Annotated in this window: 17 protein-coding genes; 11 read left to right on the top strand and 6 right to left on the bottom strand. The window is 73.2% G+C overall.

Features of this window, described 5'->3' with window-relative positions:
- Positions 1 to 90: 90 nt before the first annotated feature.
- Both glnA (ACSMXO_RS33610) and ACSMXO_RS33605 read left to right on the top strand, forming a co-directional pair.
- The gene (gene glnA / locus ACSMXO_RS33610) at positions 91 to 1,443 is read left to right on the top strand and encodes a type I glutamate--ammonia ligase (RefSeq protein WP_278063361.1); all 1,353 of its coding nucleotides are present in this window, start codon (positions 91 to 93) and stop codon (positions 1,441 to 1,443) included.
- Between the two features lie 109 nt (positions 1,444 to 1,552).
- A complete protein-coding gene (locus ACSMXO_RS33605) occupies positions 1,553 to 1,978 on the top strand; it encodes a DUF350 domain-containing protein (protein ID WP_455415156.1) in 426 nt (141 codons plus the stop codon).
- Between the two features lie 131 nt (positions 1,979 to 2,109).
- Here the strand turns inward: ACSMXO_RS33605 and ACSMXO_RS33600 are convergent, their stop codons facing one another.
- A complete protein-coding gene (locus ACSMXO_RS33600) occupies positions 2,110 to 2,658 on the bottom strand; it encodes a hypothetical protein (protein WP_346257977.1) in 549 nt (182 codons plus the stop codon).
- A gap of 262 nt (positions 2,659 to 2,920) precedes the next feature.
- Between ACSMXO_RS33600 and ACSMXO_RS33595 the strand changes: the two genes are divergently transcribed.
- The gene (locus ACSMXO_RS33595) at positions 2,921 to 6,226 is read left to right on the top strand and encodes an NACHT domain-containing protein (protein ID WP_455415155.1); all 3,306 of its coding nucleotides are present in this window, start codon (positions 2,921 to 2,923) and stop codon (positions 6,224 to 6,226) included.
- Positions 6,227 to 6,331: 105 nt separating this feature from the next.
- Here the strand turns inward: ACSMXO_RS33595 and ACSMXO_RS33590 are convergent, their stop codons facing one another.
- Complete coding sequence (locus ACSMXO_RS33590) at positions 6,332 to 7,261, bottom strand: S66 peptidase family protein (RefSeq protein ID WP_455415154.1); 930 nt, start codon at positions 7,259 to 7,261, stop codon at positions 6,332 to 6,334.
- Positions 7,262 to 7,331: 70 nt separating this feature from the next.
- Here ACSMXO_RS33590 and ACSMXO_RS33585 point away from each other — a divergent pair, with 70 nt between their 5' ends.
- From ACSMXO_RS33585 to ACSMXO_RS33570, 4 genes are all read left to right on the top strand, one after another.
- Positions 7,332 to 8,147 carry a type 1 glutamine amidotransferase gene (locus ACSMXO_RS33585; RefSeq protein ID WP_455415153.1) on the top strand — a complete coding sequence of 272 codons (816 nt, stop codon included), beginning with the start codon at positions 7,332 to 7,334 and terminating at the stop codon, positions 8,145 to 8,147.
- Positions 8,148 to 8,237: 90 nt separating this feature from the next.
- The gene (locus ACSMXO_RS33580; RefSeq protein WP_455415152.1) at positions 8,238 to 11,450 is read left to right on the top strand and encodes a bifunctional [glutamine synthetase] adenylyltransferase/[glutamine synthetase]-adenylyl-L-tyrosine phosphorylase; all 3,213 of its coding nucleotides are present in this window, start codon (positions 8,238 to 8,240) and stop codon (positions 11,448 to 11,450) included.
- On the top strand, positions 11,443 to 13,230 hold the full coding sequence (locus ACSMXO_RS33575; RefSeq protein WP_455415151.1) for a hypothetical protein: 1,788 nt from the start codon (positions 11,443 to 11,445) through the stop codon (positions 13,228 to 13,230). The genes ACSMXO_RS33580 and ACSMXO_RS33575 overlap by 8 nt, the downstream gene beginning before the upstream one ends.
- A gap of 376 nt (positions 13,231 to 13,606) precedes the next feature.
- Positions 13,607 to 15,091 (top strand): pyridoxal phosphate-dependent decarboxylase family protein, encoded by a 1,485-nt coding sequence (locus tag ACSMXO_RS33570; RefSeq protein WP_455415150.1) that lies wholly within the window; start codon positions 13,607 to 13,609, stop codon positions 15,089 to 15,091.
- A 222-nt stretch (positions 15,092 to 15,313) separates the two neighbouring features.
- Here ACSMXO_RS33570 and ACSMXO_RS33565 read toward each other — a convergent pair whose 3' ends face one another.
- The 3 genes from ACSMXO_RS33565 to glnA (ACSMXO_RS33555) form a co-directional block, all read right to left on the bottom strand.
- On the bottom strand, positions 15,314 to 16,402 hold the full coding sequence (locus ACSMXO_RS33565) for a GlsB/YeaQ/YmgE family stress response membrane protein (protein ID WP_346257971.1): 1,089 nt from the start codon (positions 16,400 to 16,402) through the stop codon (positions 15,314 to 15,316).
- Entirely contained in the window at positions 16,399 to 16,803 is a 405-nt protein-coding gene (locus ACSMXO_RS33560; protein ID WP_455415149.1) for a PadR family transcriptional regulator, read from the bottom strand. The genes ACSMXO_RS33565 and ACSMXO_RS33560 overlap by 4 nt, the downstream gene beginning before the upstream one ends.
- 250 nt (positions 16,804 to 17,053) lie before the next feature.
- On the bottom strand, positions 17,054 to 18,478 hold the full coding sequence (gene glnA / locus ACSMXO_RS33555; RefSeq protein ID WP_346257969.1) for a type I glutamate--ammonia ligase: 1,425 nt from the start codon (positions 18,476 to 18,478) through the stop codon (positions 17,054 to 17,056).
- Between the two features lie 336 nt (positions 18,479 to 18,814).
- On the opposite strand from glnA (ACSMXO_RS33555), the gene ACSMXO_RS33550 reads away from it, so the two are divergent.
- From ACSMXO_RS33550 to ACSMXO_RS33540, 3 genes are all read left to right on the top strand, one after another.
- Complete coding sequence (locus ACSMXO_RS33550) at positions 18,815 to 19,255, top strand: RDD family protein (RefSeq protein ID WP_455415148.1); 441 nt, start codon at positions 18,815 to 18,817, stop codon at positions 19,253 to 19,255.
- Positions 19,256 to 19,463: 208 nt separating this feature from the next.
- Positions 19,464 to 20,510 (top strand): LacI family DNA-binding transcriptional regulator, encoded by a 1,047-nt coding sequence (locus ACSMXO_RS33545; protein WP_455415147.1) that lies wholly within the window; start codon positions 19,464 to 19,466, stop codon positions 20,508 to 20,510.
- A gap of 2 nt (positions 20,511 to 20,512) precedes the next feature.
- Positions 20,513 to 20,734: a hypothetical protein gene (locus ACSMXO_RS33540; protein WP_455415146.1), complete on the top strand. Its 222-nt coding sequence runs from the start codon at positions 20,513 to 20,515 to the stop codon at positions 20,732 to 20,734.
- Positions 20,735 to 20,740: 6 nt separating this feature from the next.
- Here ACSMXO_RS33540 and ACSMXO_RS33535 read toward each other — a convergent pair whose 3' ends face one another.
- Positions 20,741 to 21,433 carry a DUF4191 domain-containing protein gene (locus ACSMXO_RS33535; RefSeq protein ID WP_346257966.1) on the bottom strand — a complete coding sequence of 231 codons (693 nt, stop codon included), beginning with the start codon at positions 21,431 to 21,433 and terminating at the stop codon, positions 20,741 to 20,743.
- Between the two features lie 265 nt (positions 21,434 to 21,698).
- Between ACSMXO_RS33535 and ACSMXO_RS33530 the strand changes: the two genes are divergently transcribed.
- The gene (locus ACSMXO_RS33530) at positions 21,699 to 21,884 is read left to right on the top strand and encodes a hypothetical protein (RefSeq protein ID WP_455415145.1); all 186 of its coding nucleotides are present in this window, start codon (positions 21,699 to 21,701) and stop codon (positions 21,882 to 21,884) included.
- The last annotated feature ends 1 nt before the right edge of the window (position 21,885 follow it).

Raw genomic sequence — 21,885 nt, 5'->3', positions numbered from 1 at the left:
GTAACGTCTGCGTAACGGAACCGGTGAAGACTGGACCGCTAGGCCGTGCGCCGGCTGGGCCGGTCCGAACAGAGTGTGCGAGGGGTTGAGGTGGACCGTCAGCAGGAGTTCGTGCTCCGCACCCTGGAAGAGCGTGACATCCGGTTCGTCCGGTTGTGGTTCACCGACGTGCTCGGCACGCTGAAGAGCGTCTCGGTGGCCCCCGCCGAGCTGGAGGCGGCCTTCGACGAGGGCATCGGCTTCGACGGCTCCGCCATCGAGGGCTTCGCCCGGGTCTTCGAGTCGGACATGGTGGCGATGCCCGACCCCACCACCTTCCAGGTCTTCCCGTTCGAGGGCGGGGTCTCCGGCGAGAGCGCCCGGATGTTCTGCGACATCCTGCTGCCCGACGGCAGCCCGTCCTGGGCCGATCCGCGGCACGTGCTGCGCCGGGCGCTGTCCCGGGCCGCCGAGAAGGGCTTCACCTTCTACACCCACCCCGAGATCGAGTTCTTCCTGCTGGAGAATGGCCCCAACGACGGCTCGCTGCCGGTCCCGGTCGACGACGGCGGCTACTTCGAGCACACCACCCACGCGGTGGCCCGGGACTTCCGCCGGCAGGCGGTGCTGGCGCTGGAGCGGATCGGCATCTCGGTGGAGTTCAGCCACCACGAGGTCGCGCCCGGCCAGCAGGAGATCGACCTGCGTTACGCGGACGCGCTCACCACGGCCGACAACATCATGACCTTCCGGCACATGGTCAAGGAGGTCGCGCTCTCCACCGGGGTACGGGCCAGCTTCATGCCCAAGCCCTTCACCGACCAGCCGGGCAGCGGCATGCACACCCACCTGTCGCTGTTCGAGGGGGAGCGCAACGCGTTCCACGACGCCAGCGACCCGATGAAGCTCTCCAAGGTCGGCCGCGCCTTCATCGCCGGGCTGCTGGTGCACGCCCGGGAATACACGGCCGTCACCAACCAGTGGGTCAACTCCTACAAGCGGCTCTTCCCGCAGGCGCTGCCGGACCGGATCACCGAGTCCCCGGCGTACGTCTGCTGGGGTCACCTGAACCGCTCCGCGCTGGTCCGGGTGCCGGCGTACGGCAAGCCGAACTCGGCCCGGGTCGAGGTCCGCTCGCCGGACTCGGCGACCAACCCCTACCTCGCCTTCGCGGTGCTGCTCGGCGCCGGGCTCAAGGGCATCGAGGAGGGCTACGAGCTGCCGCCGGGCGCCGAGGACGACGTCTGGTCGCTCTCCAACGCCGAGCGCAAGGCGATGGGGTACGAGTCCCTGCCGGAGAATCTCGCCGAGGCGATCGACGTGATGGCCGGCTCCGAACTGGTCGCCGAGGTGCTCGGCGAGCACGTCTTCGACTTCTTCCTGCGCAACAAGCGCGCCGAGTGGGAGCAGTACCGCCGCGAGGTCACCCCGTACGAGCGGCAGCGCTACCTGGGTCTGCTCTAGCCGGGAGGTGCTCCCGGGGCACGGGTCAGCCACGGTTGTCGGGCCGCGTTATCGTCCGTGACGACGCGGCCCCCTCGTTTGGCCGCCCACACGCGATGGGAGACAGTCGGTGGTCGAGGACCTGCTCGTGGGAGCCTGGCAGAGCATCGTGTTCGGCGTGGTCGGCATCGCCCTGATGGCCGCGGGTTTCGGGCTGGTCGACCTGCTCACCCCGGGCCGGCTGCGCGAGCTGATCTGGGTACGCCGCAACGCCAATGCCGCGTTGCTGCTGCTGGCCAACCAACTCGGCATCGCGGCCATCGTCTTCACCGCGATCCTGACCAGCTACACCGACTTCACCGAGGGTCTCGCCTCCACTGTCCTGTTCGGACTGATCGGGCTCGGCGTCATGGCGTTCGGCTTCCTGGTGCTCGACTGGCTCACGCCCGGCAAGCTCGGCGAGGTGATCTGCGCCGACGAGCCGCATCCCGCCGCCCGGGTCAGCGCCGCCACCCACTTCGGGGCCGCGCTCATCGTCTGCGCCTGCATCGCCTGACCCGACCGGTCCGGCCCACGACGCCTGACTCGGCGGGCGCCATGACCCGATGCCACCCGATCTGCGCCCGACTCGACCGGCGGTTCCGGGTCGCGCGCCGGACGGGACGCGCGACCCGGTGGCCGGGAGTACTACTTCGTGGCCGGGGTGCCCGACTCGCCGCCGTCCGCCGGGGCACCGGCCGGGCCGCCGTGCTTCAGGCCACCCCAGTGTCCGCCGCCGAAGGCGGGGAAGACGCCGGCCTTGACCGCCGCGAGGATGGCGTCGGCCTGCTCCTGGGTCAGCTTGCCGTCCGAGACCGCCTTGTCGAGCCGCTCCTTCAGCATGGCCTCCCGATCGGCCTTCGACCGCGCGTCGGGCGTACCCTTGCCGCGCTGCTCGACCCGGTCCTTCCACTCGGCCCGGTGCTGCTCCTTGATCTTCGCCAACGCCGCCTCGACCTTGTCCTGCGGCACCCCCAACTCCGCGGCGAGCTGCTCGGCCAGCTTGCCGCGCTGCTCCGCCCAGCGCTTGCCGTGCTCCGGAGCGGTCGTGCCGCTCTCCGCCGAGGCCGACGGGGTCGGTGCCGGCGTGGTCCCGTCCTCCGCGAAGGCCACGGCCGGGGCCGCGAGACCCACCGTGAGTACTCCGGCGGCCATCAGACCGCCGAGGACCTTCTTCCGGGAAAGCAGGTTGCTCATGCTGAAATCCCCTCCCTGGGCGCGTACGCCGTTACGGCGAGTGCTGCTGTCAGTCCGACCCACCATGCGGCACCACGCTGGGCGGTAGTTCGGAGGCGGCTGTCAGCCGGCTGGGAAACGCCGGCCTGGCTGACAGTCGACTGAGAGCCACGCCCCGGCACGTGCCGCTTCGCGCCCGCTTCCGACGGTCACTGCCCACTACCGCCGGTTGTCCGGTACCGCCAAGCTTGTACCGCACGTCCCGACGGACAGGAGTCGCCGCATGCCCCGGATGCTGAGTTACGCCGACGCCGCCCGGCTGCTCGGCGGAGCACGTAGCCCGGTGGTGACCGCGCTGGACAAGGTCACCGGGGGAGCGCTGCTCGGCGCGGCGGTGGCGGCGCCGGCCGTGCTCGCGCTCTTCGACGCCAAGGCCGAGTTCATCCGGCTCAGCCACGAACTCGTCGGCAAGCTCTCCGAGGCGCGGTCCGGGTTGTCCCGGTACGGCCGGACCGAGCGGCTCGCGGCAGCGCACCGGGTACTCGTGGTCACCGCCTTCTTCGAGGCGTTCGCGGAGTCGGAACTGCCGTTCCGGTTCCACGACCTCGAACTGACGGAGTGGGAGGAGAAGGCGATCGTCGGGGCGGGCCGGACGGACGAGTCCCTGCTGGGCAGCCTCTTCGCGGAGGGGGTGCCGGTGCCCGGGCCACACCAGCCGTACGAGCTGTTCCAGGCGGCGCTCGGGGAGTACTACGCCACGACCGCGGACGGGATGCGGAGGTTCGTCGCCGGGGTTGCCGTGTGGGATCGGCTCACCTGGTCCAAGCAGGCGGCGTTCGAGGAGGTCCTGCGCGCGCTGCCCGGTCGGGCGCAGGAACGGCACCAGGAACTGTTCGGCCGGCTCGCCGCCGAGTTTCCGGAGGTGGCGTTCTGGGCCGTACTGCGCGAGCACGACGGCACCCGGGCCGAGGTGCGGGAGGTGGCTGCCGCGTTGGCCGACCTGGAACGGCTGCTCGCGGAGGCCACCGCCGGGCGGCTGCCGTCCGAGCGGCGCTCTGGGCTGACCCGGGCGTACACGGCCGAGCTGGCCCGCCCGGTCGTCGAGTCCGGCGACGTGCCGGCCGGAATCCGGGTACCGACCCTCGGCGCGGGTTACGTGCCCCCGCTGTACCGGATCGCCGAACTCGGTCCGGCGGCCCGGCCCAGCGAGGAGTCCTGGTGGGCCGAGCAGCCCGTGCGGGACGACCTGTCCGAGTTCCTCACCGGTTATCTCACCAATCCCCGGGCGGTCGAGGCGCCGTTGCTGGTGCTCGGCCAGCCCGGCTCCGGGAAGTCCGTCCTCACCCGGGTACTCGCCGCCCGGCTGCCGGCCGCCGACTTCCTGCCGGTCCGGCTGGTGGTCCGTGACATGCCGGCCACCGCCGACCTACAGGACCAGATCGAGTACGCGGTCCGCAAGGCCACCGGCGAGCGGCTGGACTGGCCGGCGCTGGTCCGGTCGGCCGGCGACGCCCTGCCGGTGGTCCTGCTCGACGGCTTCGACGAGTTGCTCCAGGCGACCGGGGTCAGCCAGACCGACTACCTGGTCAAGGTCGCGGCATTCCAGCGGCGGGAGGCCGACCAGGATCGGCCGCTGGTGGTCCTGGTGACGAGCCGGACCAGCGTCGCCGATCGGGCCCGCGCGCCAGAGGGGACCATCGCGCTCCGGCTGGAGCCGTTCGACGAGTCGCGGGTGGCCGTCTGGCTGGCCAACTGGAACGAGGTCAACGCGCAGGAGTTCGCCGTCCGGGGCGTCGCCCCGTTGGACCTGTCGACCGTGCTCGCCCACCGTGAACTGGCCGAGCAACCGTTGCTGCTGCTGATGCTCGCGCTCTACGACGCGGACGACAACGCCCTGCGCTCGGCGGGCGTGTTGCGGCAGGACGACCTCTACGGGCGGCTGTTGCACCGGTTCGCCCGCCGTGAGGTGGTGAAGCACCGTCCGGGGCTGCCCGAGCACGAGGTGGAGCATGCCGTCGAAGCGGAGTTGCGCCGGCTGTCGGTGGTCGCCTTCGCGATGTTCAACCGGAACGCGCAGTGGATCAGCGAAGCCGAACTGGAGAACGACCTGCTGGCGCTCTTCGGGCCGGTCCCCGCGCCCCGCATCGACGCCGGGCTGCGGGCCCCGCTGCGGCACGCCGAGATCGTACTCGGCCGGTTCTTCTTCGTGCACCGGTCACGTGCGCTCCGCGACGACGAGCAACTGGAGACGTACGAGTTCCTGCACGCCACCTTCGGCGAATTCCTGGTCGCCCGGTTCACCTGGCAGGTGTTGAACGACATCGTGGCCCGGGAGGCCGTCACGATGATGTCGCTGCGGGGCGGTCCGGCCGACGACGACCTGCTGCACGCGCTGCTCTCCTACGCGGCGCTGAGCGGGCGGGCGCCGATTCTCGGCTTCCTGCGTGGCCTCATGTCGACCGCCCCCGTCGCGCGCCGGAAGGCCCTGGCGGAGCTGCTGGTCGGGCTGTTCCGGGCCGCACACCACACCCGGCTGGCCAGACGGTTCGACTCGTACCAGCCGCGCGGGTTGCCGGTGCCGGCGCGGCATGCCGCGTACAGCGCCAACCTGTTGCTGCTGACGGTCTGCGCTGCCGGCACGCTGCGGGTCAGCCGCCTGTACCCGGACCGGAACGTGGTGCCGGTCTGGCATCGGGAGACCCTGCTGTGGCAGTCCCAGCTCGGCTCCGAGGACTGGAGCAGTCTGGTGGACGCGTTGGCGCTCGACCGGGTCCGGGCCGAGGACGGCAGCCGGGACATCTCGCTGCACCTGGTGGCCGATCCGGCCGAGGCGGGCGTACCGCCGATCGATCCACTCTGGACGTACGACATGGTGCTGCCCGGGGACGTGGCCTTGGCGATGTTCAACCGGGGCGGACAGTCCTGGGAGCTGGTGGCGCGGCGGGCGTACTTCCGGTGCGGGATCGACGACGACGTGTTGGTGCACGCGCTCGAGCCGTCGTCGTCGCTGGGCCACGGGATCAACGGCTTCCTGGTGGGATCCGCCTCGACGGCCACCTCGCTGGTGTACGAGCTGCTGACCTTCCTCGCCGCACCGGTCGCGGTCGGCGAGGCGACGGAGCGCCGGGACTCCTACCTCCGGCTCGCCAGACTGTTGGACGCGATCGACGGGCAGCATCGGGGCTGGGTCTTCGGGCTTCTGCTCGACCGGCTGGCCGGCGAGGTCGAACTACCACTGCACCTGGCCGTGGACGTGCTGGAGGAGATGGTGGGCAGGGGCGTGCATCGCGAACACCGCGATCGGCTGCTGCGGTGCGGGCTTACGCTGCTGGCCGGATCCAGGGGAGTCGACCGGCGACTCGGTGGGCTGCTCGCGAAGGCATTGCGGACGTACGGCACCGGCGACGAGAAACTCGGGGCCGAGGTGCTCGTGCGACTTGTCGAGGCGGGGATGACGCGCGAGATGAGGACCGCGCTGACTCCGCTGGAGACCGACGGGCTCCTCGCCGGCTGGCCGGCGCTACGCGTCAGGTTCGAACGGGCGCTGGCGTCAGCCGACGAGGCGCCCGAGCCCGAGCCGGTGGAGTAGCCCGGCGGCCCGACGTGGCCGGAGGACGACGAGCCGCGCGGGTAAGCAGCGGAGTCCGGGCGGGCGGGCGTCAGCGGTGGAGTCGGGAGCGGTCGGAGGCGTGGATCAGCGTACGGCCGGCGTCACGGTCAGGGTGCCGGCGTCCGCGTCCAGCGTCGCCGGTACGCCGACCGGCACGGTGAGCTGCCCGACTCCGTGCCCGATCGGCAGCCCGCCGAGCACCGGCACGCCCAGGTCGCCGAGCCGCTCGGCCAGCACCTCCGCCACCCCGACCGCCCAGCCGTCCGCGCAGTCGGTGAACTGGCCGACCGCCACCCCGGCCACCCCGGCCAACACCCCGGACCGGCGCAGGTGGGTGAGCATCCGGTCGACCTTGTACGGCGGTTCCCCGACATCCTCCACCAGCAGGATCGCGCCGGTCAGATCCGGCATGTCCGGGGTACCCAGGGAGTGCGTGAGCAGGCAGAGGTTGCCGCCCAGCAGCGGACCGGTGGCCACCCCGGGGACCAGCACACTCGCGGTCTCCTCGGTCGGCAGCCGGTGCACCACCACCGGCTCGCGGCACATCAGCGCGGCCCGTAGCGACTCGGCCGAGACCGGCGGGGTGCGCTCGTCGAGCCAGGCCGCTCCCGGGCCGTGCACGGTGGCCAGCCGGGCGCCCCGCCAGAGCGCGAGTTGCAGCGCGGTGATGTCGGAGAACCCGGCCACCACCTTCGGGTCGCGGCGTACCACCGACATGTCGATCGCGTCGACCACCCGCTGCGCGCCGTAGCCGCCCCGGGTGCAGAGCACGCCGCGCACCGCCGGGTCGGCGAAGGCCGCGTTGAGGTCGGCGGCGCGCAGCGTGTCGTCGCCGGCCAGGTAACCGCGCCGGGCGTACGCGTTCGGGGCGAGGACGGGACGAAGGCCCCAACTGGTGAGCAGTTCCACCCCACGGGCGACCCGTTCCGGCCGGGTCGGGCCGGACGGCGACACCAGCAGCACCGTGTCGCCGGGCCGCAGCGCCGGTGGTCGTACCGTCTGATCGTCGGGCACCCCGCCTCCTCACTCCGTTCGGCCCCGAGCCTATCGGTGGGCGTCCGGCGCACCGGATAGCCTCGACACCGTGGCAACCGAGACCGGAACCGAGAGCGACACCGGCAGCGCGGGCGGCGCCGCGACCGCACTGGTGATCGAGAACGACCCGACGGACGACGCCCGCCGGCTGGGGGAGTGGCTCACCGAGGCCGGCCTCGACCTGGCGGTGCTGCGGCCGTACGCCGGGGACGCGCTGCCCGACGACCTGACCGGGTACGCCGCGCTCGTCGTGCTCGGCGGCCCCCAGCATCCGTACCCGGCACCCGATGGCACGCCCGGGGCGCCCTGGTTCGCGGCCCTGGAGGGGCTGCTCCGCAAGGCGGTCCGGCACCGGGTGCCGACCCTGGCGATCTGCCTCGGCGCCCAACTGCTGGCCACCGCGCACGCCGGGACGGTGCAGCGGAGCGCCGCCGGGCCGGAGGTCGGGCCGAGCGTCGTCGGCAAGCGGGACGCCGCCGAGCGCGACCCGCTGTTCCGGTACGTGCCGATGATCCCGGACGTGCTCCAGTGGCACGTCGACGAGATCACCGAGCTGCCGCAGGGCGCGACCCTGCTGGCCGCCTCGACCCGCTATCCGCACCAGGCGTTCCGGCTCGGTGACCGGGCCTGGGGGCTCCAGTTCCACATCGAGTGCGACGCCGCGATGATCGCCGACTGGGCGACCGACTCGGCGACGCTGGCCGCGCTGGACTACGACCCCGAGCTGGTGGTGGCCGCCTGCGCCGAGGTGCTGGCCGACGTGGAAGAGGTGTGGCAGCCGTTCGCGGCCCGGTTCGCGGCCCTGGCCCAGGGGCGGCTCGACGGCGTCCCGCCCCGGCCGACGCTGCCGCTGCTCGGGCAGTAGGAGCCGCCGCCGATGACGGAGACCGGGGGCTGCCGCCGATGACAGGGACCGGGAGCTGCCGCCGATGAGGGAGACCGGGGGCCGCTGTCGATGAGCAGACCGACCAGCGCGGCCGGCCGGCTCGCCCGGTACGGCTTTGGCGTGGGCGACGGGGAACGGGCCGGCGGCGTCGGGGTCGGCCGGGCCGCCGACCTGCTCGGGCCGGACGGGCTCGGGCTGTGGGACACCGACACCCAGGAGCCGGTCGACGAGCCCGCCGGCGAACTGCTCACCGCGCTCTCCCGGGCCGCCGACCCGGACCTCGCGCTGCGCCAGCTGCACCGGATCGTCGAGGCGGAACGCCGTTCTGCCGCCCCGGCCGGCTCGGCGGCGGGTGCCGCCCCGGCCGGCTCGTCAGCCGCCCCGGCCGGCTCGACGGCAGCGGCGGGTGTCGCCCCGGCGACGGAGGACGGCGGCGAGACCCTGCTCGCCGCCCTGCACGCCGACCCGGGGCTGTGCCGGCGGGTGGTTGCCATCCTGGGTGCCTCGTCCGCGCTCGGCGACCACCTGGTGGCCAACCCCGAGCAGTGGCGGGCACTGCGTACCGGAGCCGACGGGCTGCCGCCGAACGCCGAGGGGCTGCTGCACCCGGACTCCACCGGGGCGGGTGACGGATCCGGACCGGACGGCGGATCCGGGGCGCTGCCGGTGGTGGCGGCGCTGCGCCAGGCGTACCGGCTGGCCCTGCTGCGGATCGCGGCGGCCGACCTGACCGGCGGGCGCGGCCTGGAGCAGACCATGGCGGCGCTGTCGGCGCTGGCCGACGCCACCCTGGCCGACGCGTACGGTATCGCGGTCGGTGAACTGCCGGAGGGGACTCCGGTGCCCCGGCTGGCGGTGGTGGCGATGGGCAAGTGCGGCGGCAACGAGCTGAACTACGTCTCCGACGTCGACGTCATCTTCGTGGCCGCCGCCGACGAGGATCTGCCGGCCGCCACCCGGGTGGCGACCCGCCTGATCCAGATCTGCGGACTGGTGGCCTGGCCGGTGGACGCGGCGCTGCGGCCGGAGGGCAATCGGGGGCCGCTGGTGCGTACCCTCGCCAGCCACCTCGCCTACTACCGACGCTGGGCCCGGACCTGGGAGTTCCAGGCGCTACTCAAGGCCCGCCCGGCCGCCGGGGACGCCGCGCTGGCCCAGGAGTGGATCGACGCGCTCGCCCCGCTGGTCTGGCGGGCGGCCGAACGGCCGGAGGCGGTCGAGGACGTCCGGGCGATGCGTCGCAAGATCATTGACAACATCCCGCCGCGCGAGCTGGAGCGGGAGATCAAGCGCGGGCCGGGCGGGCTGCGGGACATCGAGTTCGCGGTACAGCTCCTCCAGCTCGTGCACGGCCGGATCGACGAGTCGCTGCGGGCCCCGGGCACCATCCCGGCGCTGCGGGCCCTGGTCGCCGGCGGCTACGTCGGGCGGGCCGACGGCGAGGCGCTGCTGCGCGGGTACCGGTTCCTCCGGGGGGTCGAGCACCGGCTCCAGTTGCAGGGACTGCGGCGTACCCACACGGTGCCGGCGGACCGTCCGGCGCTGCGCTGGCTGGCCCACGCGCTCGGCTACACCGCGCTGCCCGGCCGGGACGCCGTCGAGGCGTTCCGGGCCGACTGGGTCGGCCACGCCACCGAGGTACGTCGGCTGCACGCCAAACTGCTCTACCGGCCGCTGCTGGAGGCGGTCGCCCGGGTGCCCGCCGACGGGCTGCGGCTCACCCCGGAGGCGGCCCGGAACCGGCTGGAGATCCTCGGCTTCGCCGACCCGACCCGGGCGCTGCGGCACCTGGAGGCGCTGACCGGCGGGGTGACCCGGACGTCGGCGATCCAGCGCACCCTGCTGCCGGTGCTGCTCCAGGAGTTCGCCGACGCGCCCGAGCCGGACCGGGGGTTGCTCAACTACCGGCAGGTCTCCGACAAGCTCGGCGGCACCCCGTGGTATCTGCGGCTGCTCCGCGACGAGGGGCCGGTGGCCCGCCGGCTGGCCCGTACCCTGGCGGTCTCCCGCTACGTCGCCGACCTGCTGGCCCGGGATCCGGAGGCGCTCCGGCTGCTTGCCGACGACGCCGAGCTGACCCCCCGGGACACCGAGGTGCTCCGGGACGGTTTCGCCGCCGCCGCCGACCGTTACCTCGTCGTCCGGGGACCGCGACCGGCCGACCCGACCGAGGCCATCCGGTCCGTCCGGGCGCTGCGCGGCCGGGAACTGATCCGGATCGCCTGCGCCGACGTGCTGTACCGGGCGGGGTCGCTGGCCCCGGTCGGTCCGACCGGGGTGGCCGGGACCGTCGGCCCGGAACCGGCCCCGGCCGGGGTCGTCGGCGACTCCGACGTGCTCACCGTCGGAGCGGCGCTCTCCGCCGTCACCGACGCCACCCTGGGGGCGGCGCTGCGGGTGGCCCAGGCGACCCAGCCGGCGATGCCCGGACTGCGGTTCGCGGTGATCGGCGTGGGCCGGCTCGGCGGGTACGAGATGAACTACCTCTCCGACGCCGACGTGCTCTTCGTCTACGACCCGCCGCCCGGGGTGGCCGAGGACGCGGCCAGTGCGGCGGCCCGGGCGATCGCCGAGGAGCTGCGCCGGCTGCTCGGCATGCCGGCCGCCGACCCGCCGCTCGGGGTCGACGCCGACCTGCGCCCGGAGGGGCGGCAGGGACCGCTGGTCCGCAGCCTCGGCGCGTACGCGCAGTACTACGCCCGCTGGTCGAAGGTCTGGGAGGCGCAGGCGCTGCTGCGGGCCCGGTACGTCTGCGGCGACGCCGACCTCGGCCGCGAGTTCGAGGCGGTCGCCGATCCGGTGCGCTATCCGGAGCAGGGACTGAGCCGGGAACAGGTGGTGGAGATCCGCCGGATCAAGGCCCGGGTGGAGACCGAACGGCTGCCCCGGAACGCCGATCCGGCCACGCACACCAAACTGGGCCGGGGCGGGCTGGCCGACGTGGAGTGGGCGGTGCAGCTCAGCCAGCTCCGGCACGCCGGCCGGCTCCCCGAACTGCGCTGCACGCGTACCCTCGACGCGCTGGCCGCCGCCCGGGAGGCCGGGCTGATCGACGGTGCCGATGCCGCCGCGATGGCCACCGGGTGGAGCATGGCCGCCCAGGTCCGCAACGCGCTGATGCTGGTACGCGGCCGGGCCGGCGACCAGTTACCCCGGCACGGAGTGGAGCTGGCCGGCGTGGTACGCCTGCTCGGCGGCCACGACCCGGGCGAGTTCCTGGACCAGTACCTGCGGACGGCGCGCCGGTCCCGGGCGGCGGCGGAACGCGTGCTCAATGCCTGACCGGCGCCGGCTCACCCGGGTGCTGTGCGGCGCGGTCGGCCTGGCCGGCGTGCTGGCAGTCGCCTTCCTGCTCGCCCCGCCGCTCGGCACCGACCTGTCCGCGCAGGTCGCCCGGGCCAACTTCTTCGGCCGGCACGGATCCGCCCCGCTCGACCTCGGCTGGTACGCGGGCATCTCCCCGTACGGCTACAGCCTGTTCACGCCGCCGCTGATGCACTGGCTCGGCGCCGACGCGCTCGGCCCCCGGCTGGCCGGTGCGCTCGCGCTGCTCGGCTCGGCGGCGGCGCTGGCGCTGTTGATGGTGCGGACCGGTGCCCGCCGGCCGCTGCTCGGCGGGCTGGTCGGCGCCGCCTGCGTCGCCGGCAACCTGGTCTCCGGCCGGATCACCTACGCGATCGGAGTGGCCTTCGGGCTGCTCGCCCTGCTGGCCCTGACCAGTCCGGTCCGGCCGGGACTGCGGTGGCTGGCGGCCGGGAGCGCGGCAGCGCTGGCCGGCGCGGCGAGCCCGGTGGCCGGACTCTTCGTCGGGCTCGCCGGGGTCGCGCTGGCCCTGGCTGCCTCTCTCCCGGCGCGATCGGCCCTACCTCCGGCGCTGTCGGCCGTGCTCCCCGGGCGGTCGGCCGGTGGCGTGCGGAGCGAGGAGGGCACGGATCGGGGCCGGCGTCGCTGGCCGTCGGGAGTGGCCGACGGGGCGGTGCTGGCGGTCGGGTCCGGGGTGCCGGTGGCCGGGCTGGGGCTGGCCTTCGGGGCGGGCGGCTGGATGAACATCAGCCTCACCGACACCCTTACGGCGGCACTGGCGAGTGCGCTGGTCGCGCTGCTGGTGCCGAGCCGCCGTGCACTGCGGACCGGTGCCGTGCTGGCCACCCTCGGAGTGCTGGCGGCGTTCGCCATCCGGACACCGGTCGGGTTGAACGCCACCCGGCTGGCCGCGATGTTCGCGCTGCCGGTGCTGGTGGGCTACGGGACGCTGCCGGCCGGACTCGTCCGGGGCTGGTCCCGGCGGGCGGCCGGATTCGCGCTGGTCGCGAGCGTGGCGCTGGTCGCGGTGGTGGAGCCGCCGGTGTCCGTGGCCGACCTGCGGGCGGCCGGCGACCCGACGGCGTCCCGGAGCTACTTCCAGCCGCTGCTGGCCGAGCTGACCCGCCGGCCGCCCGGCCGGATCGAGGTGGTGCCGACGGCGAACTACTGGGAGGCGGCGTACGTGCCGGAGGCCGCGCCGCTGGCCCGGGGCTGGCTGCGCCAGGCCGACCAGGCACACAACCGGCTCTTCCTGGACGGCAGCGTCGACGCGCAGTCGTACGGGTCATGGCTGCGGGACAACGGCGTCCGGTACGTCGCGCTGGCCGGGGCGGAGCCGTCCTGGGTAGGCCGCCGGGAGGCGGAACTGATCCGGGGCGGGCTGTCGTACCTGACCCCGGTCTGGCAGCACCCGGACTGGACGCTGTATGCCGTCACCGACTCGCCGTCCATTGTGGAGGCGATCGGGTCGGGCGCGGCGGTGGACGGGAGTGATCTGCCGGACGGTGCCGACGGGCCGGGGCCGGGCACCCCGGGTGCGGAACTGGTGCGGGCGACGTCGGCGGAGCTGGCGGTCGACGTACCGGCCGCCGGGGAGACGCTGGTCCGGCTGCGCTGGTCGAGATGGCTCCGGGTCGAGGGCGGCGCTGGCGCCTGCCTCGCCCCGCACGGCGACTGGACCGTGCTGCGGGCGACGGGGCCCGGCCGGTACCGGATCACCGGCAGTCTTACCGGGATGGGACCGCGCTGCCCCGCCTGAGCGGCGCGCCGGGTCAGTCCCGCCTGATCCGCACGCCCTCGGCGTTGTGGAACGTCTGACCGGGGTTCGCCCACACGGTGAGCCGGCCGTTTCCGGCGAACGGCCCGAGGTCCAGCTCCGGGACAGCGGCACCAACAGCGACGGAAATCGTACGACCGGTCGGACGGCGAAGCTGAGTCGGTTACGCGACTCGCCGAGCCGACCCGATCTCGCCGGCACCGGGCACCGGGCCGGGTCTGTACTGTGCTGTTTCGCACAACGCCGTTCCACCGCGTTCCGGACGACCACCGGGTGCTGATTGGCTGTGCCGGCCGCAGGTACGGCGATGGCAGGCTGGCCCGTGGCACTGCTGGCAAGATCGGTTCCGGAGGTTGGCATGGCTGATCCACTGCACGAGCGGGATCCGATGGCGGCGCTGGAACAGGTCTGGGCCGCCGCTGCCCCGTACCTGGACTCGCTGGCCGACCGCCCGGTCCGTGACCCGGCCACCGAGACCCTGTTGCGGCAGCTCGTCGAGGTGGGAGGTGTCGACGGCGGGCTGCCGGAGCGGGGCGTCGGTTCGGCCGCCGCCCTGGACCGGTTGCTCCGGATCGGCACCGCCGCCGCGATCCACTCCACCGGGCCACGGTTCTTCCACTTCGTCGTCGGCGGTGCCACCCCGGCCGCGCTCGCCGGTGACTGGACCGCCGCACTGCTGGACCAGAACGCCGCCTTCCGGGCCTCCTCCCCGCTCGCCGCCGAACTGGAGGCGGTCGCGCTGCGCTGGCTGCGCGAGCTGTTCGGGCTGCCCGACCGGTACGGCGGAGCGCTGGTCGCCAGCGCCACCTTCGCGAACTTCACCTCGCTGGCCGTCGCCACGCACTGGTGGGCCGAGCAGCACGGCGTCGACGTGGCGGCGGACGGGCTGGTCACGCTGCCCCGGATGCCGGTGCTCTCCGGCGGCTACCTGCACGCCAGCGCCCGCAAGGCGTTGCAGATGCTCGGCCACGGCCGGGACACCGTCGAGGTGTACGCCCGGGACCGGGTGGGCCGGGTCGACCTGCCGGCGATCGAGCGGCGCCTCGCCGAGCTGGACGGGCCGGCGGTGCTGATCGCCAACGCCGGTGAGGTGAACGCGGGCGACTTCGACCCGGTCGACGTACTCGCCGACCTCGCCGAGCGGTACGGCGCCTGGTTGCACGTGGACGCCGCCTTCGGGATCTTCGCCGCGCTCTCGCCCCGGACCGTCGGGCTGCTGCGCGGGATCGAGCGGGCCGACTCGATCGCCTGTGACGGGCACAAGTGGCTCAACGTGCCGTACGAGAGCGGGTTCGCGTTCCTCCGCGAGCCGGCCCGGTTACCGGTCGCCTTCGGGATGCCCGGCACGACGTACCTGCCGGGGCCGGGCAGCCCACTGTGGTCCGGGCAGCCCGGGCCGGTGGACTATGCCGTGCACGGGCCGGAGTCGTCCCGGCGGGCGCGGTCGATGCCGGTCTGGGCGACCCTGGCCGCGTACGGGAGGGAGGGCCACCGGGCCATGGTGGAGCGGCAGCTCGACCTGGCCCAGCGCCTCGCCCGGCTGGTGGACGAGGCGCCCGACCTGGAGCGGCTGGCCGAGGTGCCGCTCTGCATCGTCTGCTTCCGGGCCGCCCCCGGGCACGTGCCGCCGGAGGAACTGGACGACCTCAACCGGCGGCTCGGTGCGGCCCTGCTCGACGACGGCCGGGTCTTCGCCGGCACCACCGTCTACGACGGCCGGGTCGCGCTCCGCCCGGCGATCGTGAACTGGCGGACCACCGAGGCGGAGGTCGACCTGCTGGTCGAGGCGGTACGCGAACTCCTTGCCCAGCTTGCTCCGGCACCCCGATCTGTCGGGCGATGAGGCGGGTCAGCAGTGGCGAGGGGCTACCTCGCCATGCTGGCCCCCGGCCTTGCGTGCCGCCGTCGCCGCGACGGCGGCACGCAAGGCCGGGGCGCTGAAGTCCCCGATCGGCCTGGCGAACCGGTCGGGTACAGGCGAGGGTCGCCGCGTCCGTGTCAGCTCAACGCCTGCTGGTCGAGGTGGTGGCGAATCCCTCGCCAACTCGCTCCCGCGCCGGGCTGATCAGGGCGTTGCCCGGGCCCGCCGCGCGGCGTCGGATACCTGCCCGCAGGTCGGGCACGGGTTGCCGGCCGCGCGTGCCCGGATCGCGCGGTACCGTGCGCCGTGCCAGGCGACCACGGCCAGGAGCAGGCCCGCGCCGAGCAGCGGGAGCACGGCGGTGGTGGCGGCAAGTTCGCGCCAGGTCGAGGCGCCGCCCCAGTACCAGTCGGCGATCGGTCGGATCCCGAGCAGACCGGCCGGGGTCACCAGCAGTACGACCGACCACAGTGCAGTGCTGTCACCGGTGACCGCCCGAACGAGACCGAAGGCCAGAGCCAGCCCGACCAACCCCACACCCGCCGTTCCCAGGACCTCGACCGTGGAGTTGTAACTGGTGAACCAGTTCCCGCTGCCTTCGACGACCTCGAACAGCGCGGCCGCGGCCGTACCGGTCAGTGCCCCGAGCAACGGCGGGATCCGGCCCGCCCAGCCAGGACGGGCGGGCAGCGCCAGCGCCGTCAGGCCGAACGCCAACACCGGGACGAGCACGTAGAGCGGGGGCCGGGGCAGCCCGGACAGCGGTGAAGCCGGGATCACGGTCAGCGTCAGCAGGATGGCAGCGGCAACGCCCCGGCGTGCCCAGCGGCCCGGCAGCACTGTCGTGGCGAGCGCGGCCAGCAGCCAGCCGATCCAGAGGAACACCCCGAGGGTCTGTGCCGGGCCGACCTGCGCAGGCAGCACGTGGGCCGGCAGGTTCGTGAACTCGACCTGGATGAGCAGGAACGCCGCGAGCGCCGCCAGCGTGCCCACAGCGATCGTCGCGGCGATCGGCACGCTGGCGGCGAGCCCGAGGGCGCCCTGCTCGCGCAGCCGTTGCCGCAGCCCGCCACGCAGCACGTCGACGGCGTCGTGCCGGGAGGGCCAGCGCCGATCCTGATCCACCAGATCGAGGTACGTCCCGACCAGTTCGTCGCCCCGGCTGGACCGGTAGCGGCTCGGGTACGCGTGCAGCAGTCGCCGGTAGCGCCGCTCCAGCCGACTCACCTCGGCGGTCGGACCGCCCTGCCCGGTCCCGTCGGGCTGCTCGGTCGTGCCGGGCTGCTCGGTCATGCCGGGCCTCCCGCGAGCCGGATGGCGGGGCGGACCGCCGGCGCCGGACGGGCGGCTGAGCCCTCCGACGCCCGGGCGGCACGGGCTAGCAGGCGTTGGCTGGCGGCCTCAACGTTGCGGCGCAACCGTTCGGTCTCGGCGGCAAGCACCGTGCCGCCGGTGTCCGTGAGCCGGTAGTAGCGGCGGAGCCGGCCGCCCACGATCTCCTCTCGCTCCGGCTCGACCAGGCCCTCGTCGGTGAGCCGGTCGAGGGCGCCGTAGAGAGTGCCAGGTCGCAGCGTAAGCCGACCGTCGGAGAGCGCGGCGACCTCGGTGACGATGCCGTAGCCGTGCATCGGCTCCCGGGCGAGGGCGGTGAGGATCAGGAACGTCGGCTCCCGCAGCGGAACAGGTGTGATCATGCGGGGGAGTATATCGGCTACCGAGCTATAGCGGTGACGAAGCTATTGAAGGATGGCACATCGACGGCAACACCACCGTGCCGCTGCTGGCGATCGCGTCGATCAAGGTGATCTGAGCCCGGCCCTGGAGACAATGCGGCGCGCCGCCGACCGAGCCCCTGGCGGGGTTGGTCGACGGCGCGCCCAACGTGCCGGTGTCGCCTGTGCCCGGGGCCGTGCGGGTCGCACGACCCCGGGGTGGCGGTTGGTCCTAGACGTCGAAGTACATGGCGAACTCGTGCGGGGTCGGCCGCAGACGGACCGGGTCGACCTCGTTCGCGCGCTTCCACTCGACCCAGGTGGAGATCAGGTCGGGGGTGAAGACGCCACCCTCCAGCAGGAAGTCGTGGTCGGCCTCCAGCGAGTCGAGCACCTCGGGCAGCGAGCCGGGCACCTGCTTGACCGAGCCCCACTCCTCCGGCGGGAGGTCGTAGAGGTCCTTGTCGATCGGCTCCGGCGGCTCGATCTTGCTCTTGATGCCGTCCAGACCGGCCATCATCATCGCCGAGAACGCCAGGTAGACGTTGGCCGACGGGTCCGGCACCCGGAACTCGACCCGCTTCGCCTTGGCGTTGCTGCCGGTGACCGGGATGCGGGTGCAGGCGGACCGGTTCCGCTGCGAGTAGACCAGGTTGACCGGGGCCTCGAAACCCGGGACCAGCCGGCGGTACGAGTTGACCGTCGGGTTGGTGAAGGCCAGCAGCGACGGTGCGTGGTGCAGCAGGCCGCCGATGTACCAGCGGGCGGTGTCGGAGAGGCCGGCGTAGCCGGTCTCGTCGTAGAACAGCGGCTCACCGTTCAGCCAGAGGCTCTGGTGGGTGTGCATGCCGGAGCCGTTGTCGCCGAAGAGCGGCTTCGGCATGAAGGTCGCGGTCTTGCCGTTCGCCCAGGCGGTGTTCTTCACGATGTACTTGAAGAGCTGGAGCTGGTCGCCCGCGTGCAGCAGGGTGGAGAACTTGTAGTTGATCTCAGCCTGGCCGGCGGTGCCCACCTCGTGGTGCGAGCGCTCGACGGTGAAGCCGGCGCCGAGCAGCCGCTGGACGATCTGGTCGCGCAGGTCGGCGTAGTGGTCGACCGGCGGGACCGGGAAGTAGCCCCCCTTGTACGGCGTCTTGTAGCCCCGGTTGCCGCCCTCCTCCTCGCGACCGGTGTTCCAGGCGCCCTCGATCGAGTCGATGTAGTAGAAGGCCTGGTGTGCCGAGGTCTCGTGCCGGACGGAGTCGAAGATGTAGAACTCGGCCTCCGGGCCGAAGTACGCGGTGTCGGCGATACCGCTGGCCGCCAGGTAGGCCTCCGCCTTCTTCGCCACGTTGCGCGGGTCCCGGGAGTATGCCTCGCGGGTGAACGGGTCGTGGATGAAGAAGTTCAGCGCCAGCGTCTTGTTCGTCCGGAAGGGGTCGATGAAGGCGGTGGCGACGTCGGGGAGCAGCAGCATGTCCGACTCGTGGATCGCCTGGAAGCCGCGGATCGACGATCCGTCGAAGGCGAGACCGTCGGTGAAGACCGATTCGTCGAACGACTCGACCGGCAGGTTGAAGTGCTGCATCACGCCGGGCAGGTCACAAAAACGAACATCGACGAACCGTACGTCCTCGTTTTTGAGGTATCGCAGGAGTTCCTCGGGGTTGGCGAACACACGTCCTCCTGGCACGTCCACTGATGGCTAGGCTGGTGGCGACGCTATGGCCATGCGATTGCCCGAGCATGTCTCTGATGTTTCTGCCGTGTTACGTCGTCTGCGGAGCGTGATCCCCGCAGGTGGACGCCTCGGGTCTACTCCGGGATGATACTCCGGTTTGGCCGGTTGGCCGAGTTTGCCGCGTTTTGAACTCCGATTGAAAAAGGTTCAGTGTGGGGCTGTGCGAGCCGGCGTACCGGTCGCCGGAGGTGTCGGCGGGCCGGCGTCCGGAGTGACGGGCGTCCCGGTCGGCGGAGCCTGGCGGGGCGTGGTCGCCGCCGGCCGATACCCTGGTTGACCGTGGCAGCACAGCAGAACAGCGGCGCTCCGCTCGCCCCGGCGGCCGACCCGACCAGCCCGCCGCCGAGCCTGGCGCGCCGGTTCGGCGCGCTGAGCATCGACTGGATCCTCTGCCTGCTCGCCACCAACCTCTACGCCGACCCGATCGCCGACGGCTGGGCTCCGGTCCTCACGCTGATCGTCGTCTACGGCTTCTTCATCGGCCTCTTCGCGCAGACCCCGGGCATGTGGGTGTGCCGGCTCAGATGTGTCGGGTACGCCGACGGCGGCCGGATCGGCATCCTCCGCGCGCTGCTCCGGGGTGCCCTGCTCGGGCTGGTCATCCCGGCGCTGATGATGGACGACCGCAAGCGTGGCCTGCACGACCGGGCGGCCGGCTCGATCGTGCTGCCGGTGCCGCCGACGCGTCCCACCGGCTCCGAACCGGCCCGCTGAGGGCGTTGAGCCGGCCCGCTGAGGGCGTTGAGCCGGGCTCCGAACCGGCGGGCTGAGTTCGTTCCGGCGCATCGCGGGTTCGTCGGGTACGTCGGGCAACCATCCGGGAACTCCCCTGGCGCGTCGCGCTGGACGGGCGTACTGTATCGATCCAGAAGGGTACTGGATCGATACAGAAGGCGGGCCGGTGAAGCCGACACTGCAAACCGTGGCCGACGCCGTGGGCGTGTCCCGCAGTACGGTCTCCAACGCGTACAGCCGGCCGGACCAGTTGTCACCAGCGCTGCGGGAGAAGATCCACGAGGCGGCCCGCCGGTTGGGCTACCCGGGGCCGGACCCGACGGCACGGTCGCTGCGCCGGGGCCGGGTCGGGGCGATCGGCGTGCTCTTCACCTCGGCACTCTCGTACGCCTTCACCGACCCGTACGCGGTGCAGTTCCTCCGGGGCATCGCCGAGGCCGCCGAGCGGCACGGCAGCGGCCTGCTGCTGGTCCCGCTCTCCGAGTCGGAGGAGGAGGCCGGCATCCAGGCGGTCCGGAACGCGGCGGTCGACGGCTTCTGCGTCTACTGCGTACCGGCCTGGCACGGAGCGCTGGACGTGACCCGGTCCCGTGGCCTGCCGACCGTCGCCGCCGAACTCCCGGTTGGGGCGGGACCGGACACCATGTACGTGGGGATCGACGAGGTCGCCGCCGCCCGTACCGTCGGCAGTCACCTCGCCCGGCTGGGTCACCGCCGGGTCGCGGTGGTCTCCGACTTCCTGGTCGCGCAGCGCCGGACCGGTCCGGTCAGCGTCGCCGACCCGGCCGAGATCCGCTACGACGTCACCCGCGAGCGGCTGCGGGGCTTCGCCGAGGGGCTGGCCGAGGGCGGTGTCGGCTGGGGTGACCTGCTGCTCTGCAACGCCGGCGCGAACAGCCGGGCCGAGGGGGCGGGCGCGGCGGCGTACGCGCTGGATCGCGCGGACCGGCCCACGGCGGTGCTGGCCGTGACCGACCTGCTGGCACTCGGGGTGCTCGACGCGCTCGCCGCCCGGGGCCTCCGACCCGGCCGGGACGTCTCGGTCACCGGCTTCGACGACATCCCGGAGGCTGCCGCCGCCGGGCTCACCACGATCCGGCAACCGGCGGTGGAGAAGGGCGCGATCGCCGGCCGGCTGCTGCTGGACCCGCCCGAGGACCCCGCCGCCCGTCAGGTGCTACTCCCCACCGACCTGGTCGTCCGCGCCTCGACCGGTCCCGTCGAAAGGAAGTGACCATGGATCCCGTCGGCTACCACCTCGCGCTCGGTGCGACCGAGCGGCACGTCATGTCCGCCCGGCCGGACGCACCGGTCCGGCCGGACCGGGAGTCGATCCCGGGCGGCGGCCCGGGCCGGTTCCGGCGGAGCGCGGCGGCGATGCTGCGGCAGGTCGCCGACCGACTCGCCCCGGCTCAGCCGGTGGTGCCGTCCTCGACCACCCGGGCCTGCACGTCGTGATCCGGACTACCGGCCGCGCATCTGCCGGAATGCCCCCTTGGGCGGGCGCATGTTCTTCGGGATCGCGCCCTTCGGCAGCTGCGGCCGGGCCGCGGAGAGCGCCTTGAGCCGCTTGTCGAGGGCGTTCACGTCCTTGCCCTTGAGGTTCGGCGGCAGCCGCAACAGGGTCGTACGCAGCTTGCGGATCGACAGTTCGTCGTCGCCCTGGCCGATCAGGTAGTCGTAGAGCGGGGCGGTGCCGATTACCTTGGCGAGCCGCCGCTTCTCCTGGCCGAGCAGGCTGCGGGTCCGCTGCGGGTTGCCCTCGCCGAGCAGGATCACCCCGGGCTTGCCGACGACCAGGTGCACCATGTCCATCTGGGTGGTGGAGCTGACCGCCGGGGTGACCCGCCAGTCACCCCGCATGCTCTCCAGGATCGAGGCCGCCGCCCCCGGCTGCCCCTCGGCCGCGTTCATCATCGCCTGGTTGGAGCGCAGGTTGAGCACGATCAGCAGGGCGAGCAGCGCGAGCAGGATGCCGATCGGCAGCCACAGCCAGCCCCAGGCCAGGACCGCGACCACGGTGAGCGCGAGCGGGACCAGCACCGCGACGGCGGCGAGCGGCACGAACCACTTGTCGCGTTTGGCGGTGAACGAGAACACCATCCCGATCTGCTTCAGCCGCTGGCCGAACGACACCTTCTCCTGCGCCTTTGCCATGCAACGGAGTCTAGTGGGCCGGGGCCGCCCGCCCGATCCCCGGCCGGGCCCGCGGCCCCCGAGCCCACCGTCGGGCGGCATCGCCTTCGACCGGGCGGGCGCCGGACCGGCCGGGTAAGGACCTTACGGGGGTGCGGCGTCGTAAAGGGGCGGAACTAAGGAGGCCGGCACGGCAGACATGAGGCGGCACACCAATGTGCCCGGGGTGCCTTCCGGCGAAGAGTGGACATCAGCGACGAGAACCGGACCGAAATGGAGCTCAGCGATGTTCAGCACCGACGCGCACTTCCTGCTCACCCTGCACCGTACCCACGCCGACGAGCTGCGGGCCGAGGCCGACGCGGCCCGGCTGGCCCGCTCGGTGGCCCGCGGTTTCCGGCGGGACCCGACCCGGGCCGCGCGGAGACGCCGGCTCGACACCGCCTCGTCCCAGGCTCCGGCCGCCGAGTGAA

Source organism: Plantactinospora sp. DSM 117369 (genome assembly GCF_053764795.1).
The sequence above is the reverse complement of the archived record's forward strand: the minus strand, read 5'-3'. Positions and strand labels throughout refer to the sequence as shown.

Excerpts from the sequence above, each read along its gene's own strand:
- ACSMXO_RS33600 (WP_346257977.1), bottom strand. The coding sequence starts at position 2,658 with ATGAGCAACCTGCTTTCCCGGAAGAAGGTCCTCGGCGGTCTGATGGCC.
- ACSMXO_RS33595 (WP_455415155.1), top strand. The coding sequence starts at position 2,921 with ATGCCCCGGATGCTGAGTTACGCCGACGCCGCCCGGCTGCTCGGCGGA.
- ACSMXO_RS33580 (WP_455415152.1), top strand. The coding sequence starts at position 8,238 with ATGAGCAGACCGACCAGCGCGGCCGGCCGGCTCGCCCGGTACGGCTTT.
- ACSMXO_RS33575 (WP_455415151.1), top strand. The coding sequence starts at position 11,443 with ATGCCTGACCGGCGCCGGCTCACCCGGGTGCTGTGCGGCGCGGTCGGC.
- ACSMXO_RS33570 (WP_455415150.1), top strand. The coding sequence starts at position 13,607 with ATGGCTGATCCACTGCACGAGCGGGATCCGATGGCGGCGCTGGAACAG.
- ACSMXO_RS33565 (WP_346257971.1), bottom strand. The coding sequence starts at position 16,402 with ATGACCGAGCAGCCCGGCACGACCGAGCAGCCCGACGGGACCGGGCAG.
- ACSMXO_RS33560 (WP_455415149.1), bottom strand. The coding sequence starts at position 16,803 with ATGATCACACCTGTTCCGCTGCGGGAGCCGACGTTCCTGATCCTCACC.
- ACSMXO_RS33540 (WP_455415146.1), top strand. The coding sequence starts at position 20,513 with ATGGATCCCGTCGGCTACCACCTCGCGCTCGGTGCGACCGAGCGGCAC.
- ACSMXO_RS33535 (WP_346257966.1), bottom strand. The coding sequence starts at position 21,433 with ATGGCAAAGGCGCAGGAGAAGGTGTCGTTCGGCCAGCGGCTGAAGCAG.
- ACSMXO_RS33530 (WP_455415145.1), top strand. The coding sequence starts at position 21,699 with ATGTTCAGCACCGACGCGCACTTCCTGCTCACCCTGCACCGTACCCAC.